This window comes from Candidatus Accumulibacter contiguus, from assembly GCF_012940005.1.
Taxonomy (GTDB): domain Bacteria; phylum Pseudomonadota; class Gammaproteobacteria; order Burkholderiales; family Rhodocyclaceae; genus Accumulibacter; species Accumulibacter contiguus.
Map to the genome: position 1 here is coordinate 12,846 of NZ_SPMX01000002.1, position 13,477 is coordinate 26,322.

The following is a 13,477-nucleotide window of genomic DNA, read 5'->3' on the forward strand; positions in this document are numbered from 1 at the left end:
GCATGGCCAGCAGGTCTTGCCCTACGACGAGAGTGCCATGGCCAGGTCGGTCTCCGTGGCAGGAAGTCTGTGCGCCGGGCCAGCGTTCAGTGAGGCGTCAATGAGCAAGGCGGATCATCGGGAGGTCGATCTGTTGCTCGATGAAATCCGCGACGAAATGCTCGCGACCGGCCATCTGACCGGTTGCGCGGCACTGGAGCAACGGGTATTCGAGGTCTTGAGCGCGGTACCGCGGCACGCTTTTGTTCCGGAAGAACTGGTGGACTGCGCTTATGCCAACCACCCGCTGCCGATCGGGCATGGGCAGACCATTTCGCAGCCCTATATCGTCGCCTTGATGACCGAACTGATCCGCCCCAAGGCGGAAGACGTGATCCTTGAAGTAGGTACCGGTTCCGGATACCAGGCGGCCATTCTGGCCGGCCTGGTCAAGCAGGTCTATTCGCTGGAAATCATCGCGGAGCTCGCCGAACAGGCGCGCCAGCGCCTGCAGCGGCTGGGCTATCACAATGTCGAGGTGCGCACGGGCAACGGCCACTTCGGCTGGCCGGAGCACGCTCCGTACGACGCGATCGTCGTCACCGCGGCCGCTGCACGGGTTCCTCCGGCACTCGTCGAGCAGCTCAAGCCTGGCGGAATGCTGGTGATGCCGGTGGGCAGTCGGTATTTCGGACAGGATCTATGGACGATCCGCAAGGACGCGCAAGGCCGGATTGCCGAAAGGCGGGTCCTGCCGGTCGCATTCGTGCCTCTGACCGGAGCACCGGCGGAGTGAGCGAGCTGCCGGGCCTGCCCAGCGAAGTCGCGGTCGCACCTGCCTGGCCGACCGCCCCTTACATGCGGGTGTCGAGGCCGTGCTCGGCGAGTTCGGCAGCGCGCAGTACGGCGCGGGCCTTGTTCTGCGTTTCCTGCCATTCGGATGCCGGGTCGGAATCGGCGACGATGCCGGCGCCCGCCTGCACGTGCAGTTGGCCGTCCTTGACGATGGCGGTGCGGATCGCGATCGCGAGATCCATGTCGCCGTTGAAACCGAGGTAACCGACCGCGCCGGCATAGATGCCGCGTTTGACCGGTTCCAGTTCGTCGATGATCTCCATGGCCCGCACCTTGGCCGCGCCGGAGACGGTTCCTGCCGGGAAAGTCGCCTTGAGCACGTCGAGCGCGTTCAGGCCTGGCCGCAGTTTGGCTTCGACGTTCGAAACGATGTGCATCACGTGCGAATAGCGCTCGACGATCATGTTTTCGGTGAGCTTGATCGTACCGACGCAAGCGACGCGGCCGATGTCGTTGCGACCGAGATCGAGGAGCTGCACATGCTCCGCACGTTCCTTCTCGTCGGCCAGTAATTCGGCAGCGAGTTCCTGATCTTCCTCGAAGGAAACGCCACGTCGGCGTGTGCCCGCGATCGGCCGGACGGTGACCGTGTCGCCTTCGAGACGAACGAGAATTTCGGGCGAAGCGCCGACGACGTGGAAATCCTCGAAGTCGAAGTAGAACATGTACGGCGACGGATTGAGCGAGCGCAGCGACCGGTACAGCGCCATCGGGCTGGCAGCCAGGGGTTTGCTCATGCGCTGTGACAGAACCACCTGCATGATGTCGCCCTCGGTGATATAACGCTTGGCTTTCAGTACCGCCTGCCTGAACTGCGTCTCACCAAACATCGAGGCCGCCGGCTGCGAAGGTTGCGGCGCTTCGGGTGGAATGCGCACCGGTTCGCGCAGGCGGGCGAGCAGTTTCCTGAGCCTGGCCTGCGCTTTCTGGTAGGCGCCGGGAACACCGGGCTCGGCATAGACGACCAGCGTCAGCTTGCCGGAAAGGTTGTCGACCACCGCAATTTCTTCCGAAAGCAGCAGCACGATGTCGGGAATTCCAAGGTCGTCCGCTTTCTGGGAGCGCGTCAGCCGGGTTTCGATATAGCGGACGGTGTCATAGCCGAAGCAACCGACCAGGCCACCGCAGAAGCGTGGCAGACCGGTAGTCGGAGCGGCACGAAAGCGCTTCATGTACTTGCCGATGAAGTCGAGCGGGTTGGTGTCGTCTTCGCGTTCGGCGATGCGGTTGCCGTTCAGCACCAGCACCTGATGCGCATTGACGACGATCCGCGTCGGGCTGGCAAGACCGATGATCGAGTAACGGCCAAAGCGCTCGCCGCCCTGCACCGATTCGAGCAGGTAGCTGTACGGGCCATTGGCGAGCTTCAGGTAGATCGACAGCGGCGTATCGAGATCGGCGAAGGTCTCGAGCGTCACCGGGATGCGATTGTAGCCTTCGCCAGCGAGGCGATTGAAATAAGCTTCGGTCATGCGCGAACCAGGAGTTGGGCAGCTTCTGCAAGGGACGAGACTATAGCATCACACGCCAGATCACGAACATCACGTCCTTCATTGTAGCCGTAAGGAACCAGGAAAACGGGGCAGCTGGCCGCCCTCCCGGCGTGAAAGTCATGTACCGAATCGCCGATCATCAGCACGTCGACCGGCGAAAAACCCAGGCGACCGCAGGCCCAGAGCAAGGGCATCGGATCGGGCTTCGGACGCGGCAGGACGTCGCCACTGACGATCACCTCGAAAAAGGGAAGCAGGCCGGTACGCTGCAGCAGTGGCAGGGTGAATGCTTCGGCCTTGTTGGTAATGACGCCGAGTGGCAAATCCAGCGCCTTGAACGCCTCCAGGCCTTCGCGAACGCCAGGAAAAAAGGCGGCATTCCGACCGTTCTCGATACTGTAGTGGTGCCTGAAGCTGGCCAGTGCCGCCGCTGGTGGCGGCGTGGCATCGTCAGCGGCGGCCATCGAACCTGCCAGGACGCGCTTGACCAGGTTGGGAATGCCGCGCCCGACATAGCTGCGAATCGACTCGACCGAAATTTCGCTGCGCCCCAGGTCGCGCAGCATGGCGTTGGCAGCGGCATGGAGATCGAGAACGGTATCCAGCAAGGTGCCGTCGAGATCGATGAGCACGGCGCGTACGGCGAGCGGTGAAGAGATCATGGCTTTTCCAGTTGCGCGCGCAGCGCTGCGAGTATGCTGTTGTAGCGGTGGCGATCGCTGTCGCTGCCGGCACCGAAAACCGCCGAGCCGGCGACGAAAGTGTCGGCGCCGGCTCGGGCAATTGCGGCGATGTTGTCGACCTTGACTCCACCGTCGACCTCAAGCCGGATTCGCCGCCCGCTGTCCTGCTCATAGGCGTCGATTCTGGCGCGTGCGGCCGCGAGCTTGGCCAGCGTGGAAGGAATGAACTGCTGCCCACCAAAACCCGGATTGACACTCATCAGCAGGATGATGTCCAGCTTGTCCATGACGTGATCGAGGTAGTCGAGCGGTGTCGCCGGATTGAACACCAGCCCCGACTGACAACCGTTTTCCCGGATCAGGGCGAGCGTCCGGTCGACATGTTCGGACGCCTCCGGATGAAAAGTGATGATGTTGGCTCCCGCCCGGGCGAAGTCGGGAACGATGCGATCGACCGGTTTGACCATCAGGTGTACGTCGATCGGTGCCTGCGTCAGTGGGCGGATGGCCTCGCAGACCAGCGGACCAATGGTCAGATTGGGGACATAATGGTTGTCCATCACGTCGAAGTGAATCCAGTCGGCGCCAGCGGCGATGACATTCACGACCTCTTCGCCAAGCCGGGCGAAATCGGCAGAAAGGATGCTTGGAGCAATCACGTACATGGCAGGTACCCCAGAGAAGTTGGGCTGGATTCTAGCGCGAAAAGGCTTGTCCGCTTAGAAGAAAGGTTCGCTTTCTCAACAAGCTTGTCATTACCGCCAGTTTGGTGTGCAATGCCGGTTCTGATCGTTCCGACATTGAGCACACATGGCCGAAAGCAAGAAATACGAGGTCGCCGTCAGCGCGATCCCGCAATATATCGCCGAGCAATCGGATCCGACGAACGACCACTACGTTTTTGCGTACACGATCACCATCGAAAACGTCGGGACCGTGCCGGCGCAGTTGATTTCGCGGCACTGGATCATCACCGACGCGAGCGGTGAGGTCCAGGAGGTGCGTGGTCTTGGCGTTGTCGGACGGCAGCCGTTGCTGCAACCGGGCGAGAAGTTTGCCTACACCAGCGGCTGCCAGCTCGACACGCCAGTCGGCACGATGCGCGGCAGTTACCAGTTGACGGCCGTCGACGGCAGGCAGTTCGAGGCGGAAATCCCCGAGTTCACCCTGGCCGTTCCGCACGTTCTGCACTGATTGCCGACGCTTGAGTCTCAAGCACAGCTACATCCTGCACCTGATCCTCGCCGTCCTGCCGAATCCGCTCGCCTGCCTCATTAAGGTGAAAGGTTAGCTGCGGTAGTCCGCATTGATCTTCACGTAATCGTAGGTGAGATCACAAGTATATACGGCGGCGCTGGCAGTGCCGCGGCCCAGGGCGACGCGGATGCCAATCTCGGATTGTTGCATGATGGCGGCGCCGTCCTCTTCGCGATAGGAAGCCGCTCGCCCGCCCTTTTCGGCAACCAGAATCTCCGTTTGGCCGCTGCTCAACCAGACGCTGACTGGCTCCACGTCGAGATCATCCAGCTCGGCATAGCCGATGGCGGCCAGGATGCGGCCGAGGTTGGGATCGGAAGCGAAGAAAGCGGTCTTGACCAGCGGCGAGTGCGCGATTGCATAGCCGACGCGCTTGCATTCTGCGCGGTCGCGGCCCCCTTCGACGGCGATGCTGATGAACTTGCTGGCGCCTTCGCCGTCGCGAATGATCGCCTGCGCCAGTTCGACGGCAACGGCGATCACTGCCTCGCGCAGCTCCGTGTAGCCGGGTGCCGCCGCGTCGGCAAACTCGATCCCGGCCTGGTCCGTCGCGATCAGGAGGAAGGAATCATTGGTCGAGGTGTCGCCATCGACGGTGATGCAGTTGAATGAGGCGTCGGCGGCCGCACGCAAGAGCTGTTGCAGCAGCGGTGTGGCGATGCCGGCATCGGTGGCGATGAAACCGAGCATGGTTGCCATGTTTGGCCGGATCATTCCGGCACCCTTGCTGATGCCGGTGATGGTCACGGTCCGGCCGGCGACATCGATGCGGCGCGAGGCGGCTTTGGCAACCGTGTCGGTGGTCATGATGGCGTGCGCGGCGGCGTGCCAGTGGTTCTCATGGAGATCGGCGACGCAGCGCGGCAGGCCGGCCACCAGACGATCGACCGGCAAGGGTTCGAGGATGACGCCGGTCGAGAAGGGCAGCACCTGCCGGTCGTCGATGCCCAGCAAGTGAGCGGTGGCGGCACAGGTGTGCACCGCCGCCTGCCAGCCCTGCTCACCGGTACCGGCATTGGCGACGCCGGTATTGATCACCAGCGCGCGGATGTCGCTGCCGAGTTCGAGATGACGACGGCAGACCTGTACCGGTGCGGCGCAGAAACGGTTGCTGGTAAACACGCCGGCAGCTCGAGAACCCTCTGCCAGCGACAGCAAGGCCAGGTCACGCCGGTCAGGTTTGCGGATGCCTGCCTCGGCGACACCGAGGCGAACGCCAGCGACTGGAAACAGTTGCGCAGGGGAGGGAGTGCGGTAATTGACGGGCATTACAACCTCACGGGCGGAGACGACCAGGATCCGGGAGCGAAGCAGAGCGGCAGTCGCCAGGACAGAGCGTAGATCCGCACGCTCCGACGCGGCAGTTCACTCCAGGCAACTACGACAACTTGCCATGACAGTATTTGTACTTCTTTCCCGAGCCGCAGGGGCAAGGTTCATTGCGGCCGACCTTGGCGCCCACGTGCATCGGTTTCTGCGCGCGCGTCGCAGCCGTGTCGTCGCCCCCCTGCCCCAAGGCTTCGTCATAGTCCGCATGGTGGTAGCGGACGTTCTGCACATCGGCATGCGGAATGGTTTCCTCGACATCCTGAGCGCGCACCTGCACGGTGACCAGTAGACGCGTCACGTCGACGCGCACGCTGTCGAGAAGGCGCTGGAACAGCTCGAAGGCTTCGCGCTTGTATTCCTGCTTCGGATTCTTCTGCGCATAGCCGCGCAGGTGGATTCCCTGCCGCAGGTGGTCGAGCGCCGCCAGATGTTCGCGCCAGTGCGTATCCAGGCTCTGCAACATGACGTTGCGCTCGAAAGGGTGGAAGGCCTCGGCGCCCACGAGTTCGATCTTGGCCGCGTAGGAGGCGGCAGCCGTCTCGATGACCCGCCGCAGCATGTCTTCGCTGCGCAGATTCGGCTCGTTCCTTGACCACTCGACAATCGGCACCTGCAACTGAAGTTCGGCAGCCAGTGCCCTTTCGAGACCGTGCAGGTCCCATTGTTCCTCGACGCTTTCGGCCGGAACGTACAGCCGGAAAGTGTCGTGCAACACACCTTCGCGCATCGCCGTCACGGTTTCCGAGATATCGTCGGTCTCCAGCAGCTCGTTACGCTGCGCGTAGATGACTTGGCGCTGATCATTGGCCACATCATCGTATTCGAGAAGCTGCTTGCGAATGTCAAAGTTGCGCGCTTCGACCTTGCGCTGCGCCGATTCGAGCGAGCGCGAGACGAGCGGATGCTCGATCGCCTCGCCCTCGGGCATTTTCAGTCGCTCCATGATCGCCTTGAGACGATCACCGGCAAAGATACGCAGCAGCGAGTCATCGAGGGCGAGATAGAAGCGCGAGGAACCGGGATCGCCCTGGCGACCCGAACGGCCGCGCAACTGATTGTCGATACGCCGCGACTCATGACGTTCCGAGCCGATGATGTGCAGGCCGCCGGCGGCGACGACCTGATCGTGCAGCTTTTGCCACTGCGAACGGATCTCGGCGATACGTGCATCGCGCTCATCCGTGCTCAGCGCCTCGTCGTCGCGGAGCTGCGCGATCAGCTTCTCGATACTGCCACCGAGAACGATGTCGGTTCCGCGACCGGCCATGTTGGTGGCAATGGTGATCACCCCCGGCCGTCCGGCCTCGCGGACGATTTCGGCTTCGCGCGCATGCTGCTTGGCGTTGAGCACCTGATGCGGCAGCTTTTCGTGGTCCAGCAGGGCCGAGAGCAACTCGGAATTCTCGATCGAGGTGGTGCCGACCAGCACCGGCTGGCCGCGCTCGCGGCAACCACGAATATCGGTGACGATCGCCGCGTGTTTTTCCTTGGCGGTGCGGAAGACCTGATCGTTGTGGTCGGTCCGGCGCATTGGCTGGTTGGTCGGGATGACCACCGTTTCCAGACCATAGATTTGCTGAAACTCGTAGGCTTCGGTATCCGCGGTGCCGGTCATCCCGGACAGCTTGCTGTACATGCGGAAGTAGTTCTGGAAGGTGATCGATGCCAGGGTCTGATTCTCGTTCTGAATCCGGACACCCTCCTTGGCCTCGACTGCCTGGTGCAGACCATCGGACCAGCGACGACCGGACATCAGGCGACCGGTAAACTCGTCTACGATGATCACCTCACCGTTCTGCACCACGTACTGCTGGTCCCGAAGGAACAGGTTGTGGGCGCGCAGAGCGGCGTACAGATGGTGAATCATCAGGATGTTGGAGGCATCGTAGAGACTGCCGCCGTCGGGAAGCAGGCCAGCTTGTGCCAGAAGCTCTTCGGCATGCTCGTGACCTTCCTCGGTCATCAGGATCTGATGACCTTTCTCGTCCACCCAGTAATCCCCCGGACCCTCCTCCAGCTCGCAGCGCTTGAGCAGCGGAGCGACCTTGTTCATGCGCACATACAGCTCGGTATGGTCTTCGGCCTGGCCCGAAATGATCAGGGGTGTGCGCGCTTCGTCGATGAGGATCGAATCGACCTCGTCGACGATCGCAAAGCTGAGCTTGCGTTGCACCCGCTCGGCGCCGGAGTAGACCATGTTGTCGCGCAGGTAATCGAAGCCGAACTCGTTGTTGGTCCCGTAGGTGATGTCGGCAGCGTAGGCCGCCTGCTTGTCCCCATGCGCCATTTGCGACAGGTTCACGCCGACGCTGAGGCCGAGAAAACGATGCAGGCGCCCCATCCACTCGGCGTCGCGGTTGGCCAGGTAATCGTTGACCGTCACCACATGGACACCGTTGCCGGAGAGTGCATTGAGGTAGGACGCAAGCGTCGCCACCAGCGTTTTTCCTTCACCGGTACGCATTTCCGCGATCTTGCCGTCGTGCAGGACCATGCCACCGATCAGCTGGACGTCGAAGTGGCGCATACCCAGCGTACGCTTGCCGGCCTCGCGAACCACGGCGAAAGCCTCCGGCAGCAAGGCGTCGAGCGTCTCGCCATTGGCGACGCGAGCCCTGAAGTCAGCGGTCTTGCCGCGCAGTGCGTCGTCAGAAAGCGTGCTGGTCCCTGCTTCCAGCGCATTGATCTTGCGGACAACCTGCATGTACTGCTTGATCAGCCGATCATTGCGGCTGCCGAAAATCTTCTTGAGTAGGCCGGAAATCATTCTGGGAACGATAAAGAAATGCGAAGTTGATATGAGGACCCGAGCCAAAAAGCGGGGCCGGTTCTTTTCCACGGCGAACAACTGGAGCACGGTTCGGGTTGGGCCGCCGGACCGGTAGGGTGACGGGATCTACACCAGCATGCGGTGCGCGGCATGGATACTACCTTCAAGACTCGATGGACGCAATTCTGGCGTCGTCTGCGGGGTGTGAATTCGTGAATTCGAGATCTGCATCAGGGCGGCCAGAACCTCTCTGGAGCATGCAGGCCACGGAGCGGAACGGGCGCGCAGGGATGAAAAAAAACTCATGCGTCGAGTGAGATTTTATCGTTTGCCGCCTGGCCACCAACCGATTATCTTATGAATGCGATCTTGAATACCGGGAATCACACGATCTACAACAAAACGTAATCCGGCCTCAGCCATTGCGAGGCCAATCAAGGAGAAAGAAAATGGGCGAGAGCATCCCCGTCCTGGGCGCAGGTTTTACCATTCTATTCATGGTCTTGTGTTTATCATCACCAAGTATTGGTTTGCTTGTTGACTGGCTGGCACGTCATCGCCAGCATGGCCCGGCAGTTCAATAAGCGACTGCGGATACAGCTTATCCGGTTATTCATTTATCCGAGCGTGCAGGCCTCGAATAATCGTGCTTGAAAGCATCGAAAACACCTTTCGATGGACTTGCCGCTTCTCAGAGATTATTCATCAATTCATCAATAGCTGACCGAGGAGTATCGCCGTCAGCAGCACGGCGATGACCCCCAGCAAGCGCCTCTGCTGGCGCTGTGTGCGTGCCAGATCGGCCAGCAAGGGCGCCAGATCCGGCGCTTTCGTCTGTGCCAGTGCCTGGTGTACCAGGCGTGGCAACTGCGGCAGGATGCGTGCCCAGTAGGGGGCTTCCTGCTGCACGCTGCGATGGAATGCACGGCTGCCGAGTTGCTCGCTCATCCAGCGTTCCAGGAAAGGTTTGGCGGTCTTCCACAGGTCGAGATTGGGGTCGAGTTGTCGGCCCAGGCCCTCGATGTTGAGCAGGGTCTTCTGCAGCATCACCAGTTGCGGTTGGATTTCGACATTGAAACGGCGCGAGGTCTGAAACAGACGCAGCAGGACGCGGCCGAACGAGATTTCGTGTAGTGGCCGGTCGAAAATCGGTTCACAGACGGCGCGGATGGCGGCCTCGAATTCGTCGGCACGCGTCTCGGGCGGCGCCCAGCCAGCCTCGATATGGGCCATCGCCACGCGTTTGTAGTCGCGCTGGAAAAAGGCGAGGAAGTTCTGCGCCAGGTAATTCTTGTCGTTGTCGGTCAGCGTCCCGACGATGCCGAAATCGAGTGCGATATAGCTGCCGTGATGGGCCGGATCGGTGGCGATGAATATATTGCCGGGGTGCATGTCGGCATGAAAAAAGCCATCGCGAAACACCTGCGTGAAGAAGATTTCGACGCCGGCACGTGACAACGCCGGCAAATCGATGCCAGCAGCGATCAGGGCCTCGATCTGACTGATCGGGATGCCGCGCATGCGCTCCATGACCATCACCGTCGTCGTGCATTGGTCCCAGTACACTTCGGGTACCTGCAGCAGCCGCGAGCCGCTGAAGTTGCGCCGCAGTTGCGAGCAGTTGGCGGCTTCGCGCATCAGATCGAGTTCGTCGTAGAGGTATTTGGCGAACTCGCCGACCACTTCGCGCGGCTTCAGCCGCTTCCCGTCCGACCACACCTTTTCGAGCAGGCCGGCCAGGGTTTCGAGCAGCGCCAGATCATTGGCAATCACGCCGTGCATGTCCGGACGCAGGATCTTGACGGCAACTTCCTGGCCGCCGTCTTCTGGCCGCAGACGGGCAAAATGGACCTGCGCGATCGAGGCGCTGGCGATCGGCGTCGAATCGAACTCGGCAAACACGGCACTGGCCGGCCGGCCATAGGCTTTCTCGATCTGCGTCAGTGCCAGTTCGGGCGAGAACGGTGGTACGCGATCCTGCAGCCTGGCCAGTTCATCGGCGATGTCGGTACGCAGCAGATCGCGACGGGTGGACAGAACCTGTCCAAACTTGACGAAGATCGGCCCCAGCGACTCGAGTGCCTGGCGCAGGCGAACCGCCGGCGGGGTGTCGAAACGTCGCCAGAAATGCAGGGCACGCGACAGCGCCGCCAGGCGACCGCTTGGTTCGTGCTCGAGAATCATCTCGTCGAGGCCGTAGCGGCTCGCAATACTCAGGATTTTGGCGAGGCGGAAAAGTCGCACGGCTGACGGGCAGGTCTTGAGGTCGGCAAAGGAGTGAGTTTACACAGAAACGAGCGTCATCGCTCCGCCCTGATACGCATATCAGTCAAGCTGCTCTCGACAGGCGCGAAATGGTCAATCGATGCTGCTCGATCCAGGCCGGAAAACGGCTGTCGGCAAGCACCGAGTGTTCCCGCATCCTTTGCTGCCCGATCGGGTCTGCAGCCTCGATAGCGCTTGCGGGATGGCACATCAACAGGTCGCCGTCTGCAGCACCGACGAACCAGGACATCAGCAGTTGCCGGTATTCTTCGGGGCTTGCCGAGAAACCGTAGACCCCCAGCAGATGACGGTTCATCGGCAGACCCTGCGCATCCGCCAATCGGCGCATCGTCCGCGCACCCAGGCAGGCAATGATCCGGGCCTTCAAGCGTTTGCCGCGATCGACTGTCAAGTGGCGCGCCGTTTGCGTCGAGCGCAGCCAGAGAGCATGCGTCGGATAGCGCCGAGCAATGCGCTCCAGCAACTGCTCGCGAATCAGCGGCAATTGATGGACATGCTGGTGGCCGTCGATGAAATCCGGAGGACATCCGAAGTGGGTCTCGAAAGCATCCAGCTGGCAATCAATGGTCGCGGTGACCAGGAACCGCGGCAATTGTCGCAGATAACAGGCGCTGATCAGGCGCGGCAGCGAGAAGCAGATTTGGCCCCTGGCAAAGGCCTCGGTAAAATTGAGGTGCAGCCCGATGTCCACCGGCAGCAGCGCCAGCGAAGAAACATGTTCGCTCAGCGTCGGCCCCTGCACCAGACAACTGACCGCACTGAGGCGGCCCAGTCGGGCCAGTTCAAGAATGCCTTCGTCGATTCCGGCCGACATTCCGAAGTCGTCGGCGCAAATGGCGATCCGCCTGCGGGCCACATCAAGGGAAGTTTTCACCTTACTAGAGGCACCTGGCATGGTAGTGATGTTCACGCAACTCGCCTGGTTTGTGCTCGTCGGCTGTGCAGCGGCGGCAACGCATTGGCTGATCGCGGTGGGCTGCGTCACCATTTGGCAGCAGCCTCCGCTGCTGGCCAACCTGATCGGATGGCTGGTCGCTTTTCTGGTTTCCTTTGGTGGACATTATCGCCTGACCTTTCGTCATCAGCAGAATTCCCTGGCGGTCGCCTGCGGTCGCTTCTTTCTCGTCTCGGCAAGCGGGTTCATGATCAACGAACTGAGCTACGCCTGCTTGTTGCACGTCACCAATATCGCCTATGACCTGCTGCTCGCAGTGATTCTGGTGGCGATCGCGGTGCTGACCTTCATCCTCAGTCGTTGCTGGGCTTTTCGCCACAGAGTTTCCTGAGGGCTGCCGGCTGCAGCCGCCACAGCGCGTGCCTTTGGTCGGCGGCAAATACCGGCTGCTGCTGCAGCCACCCCAGCCACTCAGGCGCCGACGGCTTGCCCCAGATCCACAATACGCCGGCAGCAGAACTGCAGAGTCTTGCCGCGAACTCTGCGGGCGTGAGCAGGACCGCCTGCCGGCTGGCATGGTCAAACTCTCCGGCATCGGCGAGTTCCTTTCGCCAATTGTCGCGCCTGGCGATTTCCGGATCCTGCCAATCGCTGACTACCCAGGCAGGCTTGCGGGCTTGCAGATAGAACGGCAGGTCGTATGGATACTGATCGATCAGCACCACTTGGTCCGGTGGCTGCAGCAGGGAACTGGCCGTGCTCGCCAGAGATTTGGCGGAAACTTTATCGGCAAGCGCAACGCCGACCACCAGCGCGACACAGGCGATCGCGGCCAGGCTCAGGCTCCCAACATACCAGCGCAGGGCACGCGTCCGGTCACGATCCAGCCAGTGCGAGAAGGATTCGGCAATCAGGTAGGCAACCGGCGGCATCGCCGGCAGAATGTAGCCCAGCAGCTTGGAACTCGGCAGAGAGAAAAAGATGACGATGAACAGGAACCAGATCACCATCAGGCTTCGCAAGCCACCCCGCCCGGCATCTCCGTGGTCGACCTGGACGAATACGCGTGCAAACCATGGCGACCACGGCAAAGTGGCCAGGAAAATGACCGGAATATAAAACCAGAAGGCCATCTGGTTATTGAAGCCGGTTTCCGAAAAGCGCCGGAAGTGATGATAAACCACCAAATAATCGAAAAATCCGGGGTAGGAATGCTGCATCCAGAAAAACCACGGGAGCGCAATCAGCAGCAGGAGCAGAGTTCCCGGCAGCCAGAAGATCGCTGGCAAAACCCGCCACGCTCGACGCCAGAGCAGCCAGAGCAGCAAAACGCCGCCCGGCAAGACGATACCGATCAGCCCCTTGGCAAGAATGCCGAGTGCGGCAAAGGCATAGCTCATGGCCAGGACAGCACGATAGGGAAGTTTCTTTTCGAGACGAAGGACGGCATCGGCCCCGGCAAGAATCGTCAGGGTAATCAGACCGGCGACCAGCATGTCGAGGTTCGCGAATTGACTCCCTGCGTAGAAGATCGGCTGAGTGACCAGGATGACGATCGACAGGGTAGCGAGCTGGCTGTCCCGGTAACGACGGATGAACCGGTAGAGACCTACGGCGGCAAAGAGGCCGGCGACCAGTGATGCCGCTCGCGCCGGCAACTCGTGCGCTCCGAATAGGCTCAGGCTCAAAGTCGTCAGCCAATAAAACAGTGGCGGCTTGTGGAAGAATGGCATGCCGTCGAGGCGGGGAACCAGCCAGTCAGCGGCGGTCAGCATTTCCCAGGCAACGCCGACATAGCGCCCTTCGTCGGGAAGCATCAAGGGCCGGATTCCCGCCGTAGCCGCCAGCCACACGGCCGTGGTCAACATCACCAGCCACGTTGATCGGGTATCAACAAATGCCGACAGCCGCTTGCTTGTGCTCATCGATG

12 protein-coding genes are annotated in these 13,477 nt (G+C 61.3%); 4 read left to right on the forward strand and 8 right to left on the reverse strand.

Annotated features, from left to right (window positions below; all coding sequences use genetic code 11):
* The first annotated feature begins 100 nt into the window (after positions 1-100).
* Positions 101-775 (forward strand): protein-L-isoaspartate(D-aspartate) O-methyltransferase, encoded by a 675-nt coding sequence (locus E4Q08_RS00385; RefSeq protein WP_169068953.1) that lies wholly within the window; start codon positions 101-103, stop codon positions 773-775.
* Between the two features lie 58 nt (positions 776-833).
* Here E4Q08_RS00385 and trpE read toward each other — a convergent pair whose 3' ends face one another.
* From trpE to rpe, 3 genes are read right to left on the reverse strand one after another with little or no spacing between them, the layout of a single operon-like run.
* Entirely contained in the window at positions 834-2,306 is a 1,473-nt protein-coding gene (gene trpE / locus E4Q08_RS00390) for an anthranilate synthase component I (RefSeq protein WP_034917348.1), read from the reverse strand.
* Complete coding sequence (locus E4Q08_RS00395; RefSeq protein WP_169068954.1) at positions 2,303-2,989, reverse strand: phosphoglycolate phosphatase; 687 nt, start codon at positions 2,987-2,989, stop codon at positions 2,303-2,305. Before E4Q08_RS00395 ends, trpE begins: the two co-directional genes overlap by 4 nt.
* Positions 2,986-3,675 (reverse strand): ribulose-phosphate 3-epimerase, encoded by a 690-nt coding sequence (rpe, locus tag E4Q08_RS00400; protein ID WP_034917353.1) that lies wholly within the window; start codon positions 3,673-3,675, stop codon positions 2,986-2,988. The genes E4Q08_RS00395 and rpe overlap by 4 nt, the downstream gene beginning before the upstream one ends.
* A 145-nt stretch (positions 3,676-3,820) precedes the next feature.
* On the opposite strand from rpe, the gene apaG reads away from it, so the two are divergent.
* Positions 3,821-4,204, forward strand: a complete 384-nt coding sequence (apaG, locus tag E4Q08_RS00405; RefSeq protein ID WP_034917357.1) for a Co2+/Mg2+ efflux facilitator ApaG/CorD — start codon at positions 3,821-3,823, stop codon at positions 4,202-4,204.
* 93 nt (positions 4,205-4,297) lie between these two features.
* Here apaG and argJ read toward each other — a convergent pair whose 3' ends face one another.
* Positions 4,298-5,536: a bifunctional glutamate N-acetyltransferase/amino-acid acetyltransferase ArgJ gene (argJ, locus tag E4Q08_RS00410; protein ID WP_169068955.1), complete on the reverse strand. Its 1,239-nt coding sequence runs from the start codon at positions 5,534-5,536 to the stop codon at positions 4,298-4,300.
* A gap of 109 nt (positions 5,537-5,645) precedes the next feature.
* A complete protein-coding gene (gene secA, locus E4Q08_RS00415; protein WP_169068956.1) occupies positions 5,646-8,363 on the reverse strand; it encodes a preprotein translocase subunit SecA in 2,718 nt (905 codons plus the stop codon).
* Between the two features lie 452 nt (positions 8,364-8,815).
* On the opposite strand from secA, the gene E4Q08_RS25370 reads away from it, so the two are divergent.
* The gene (locus E4Q08_RS25370) at positions 8,816-8,950 is read left to right on the forward strand and encodes a hypothetical protein (protein ID WP_256435931.1); all 135 of its coding nucleotides are present in this window, start codon (positions 8,816-8,818) and stop codon (positions 8,948-8,950) included.
* A 121-nt stretch (positions 8,951-9,071) separates the two neighbouring features.
* Here E4Q08_RS25370 and ubiB read toward each other — a convergent pair whose 3' ends face one another.
* Complete coding sequence (gene ubiB, locus E4Q08_RS00420; protein ID WP_169068957.1) at positions 9,072-10,610, reverse strand: ubiquinone biosynthesis regulatory protein kinase UbiB; 1,539 nt, start codon at positions 10,608-10,610, stop codon at positions 9,072-9,074.
* Positions 10,611-10,695: 85 nt separating this feature from the next.
* Positions 10,696-11,526, reverse strand: coding sequence for a ChbG/HpnK family deacetylase (locus E4Q08_RS00425; protein WP_034914638.1), 831 nt, complete (start codon positions 11,524-11,526; stop codon positions 10,696-10,698).
* Positions 11,527-11,545: 19 nt separating this feature from the next.
* Between E4Q08_RS00425 and E4Q08_RS00430 the strand changes: the two genes are divergently transcribed.
* Positions 11,546-11,938 (forward strand): GtrA family protein, encoded by a 393-nt coding sequence (locus tag E4Q08_RS00430; protein ID WP_034914641.1) that lies wholly within the window; start codon positions 11,546-11,548, stop codon positions 11,936-11,938.
* On the opposite strand, the gene E4Q08_RS00435 is transcribed toward E4Q08_RS00430, so the two are convergent.
* A complete protein-coding gene (locus tag E4Q08_RS00435; RefSeq protein ID WP_169068958.1) occupies positions 11,901-13,472 on the reverse strand; it encodes an ArnT family glycosyltransferase in 1,572 nt (523 codons plus the stop codon). The two genes, E4Q08_RS00430 and E4Q08_RS00435, sit on opposite strands and share 38 nt — an antisense overlap.
* Positions 13,473-13,477 lie beyond the last annotated feature (5 nt).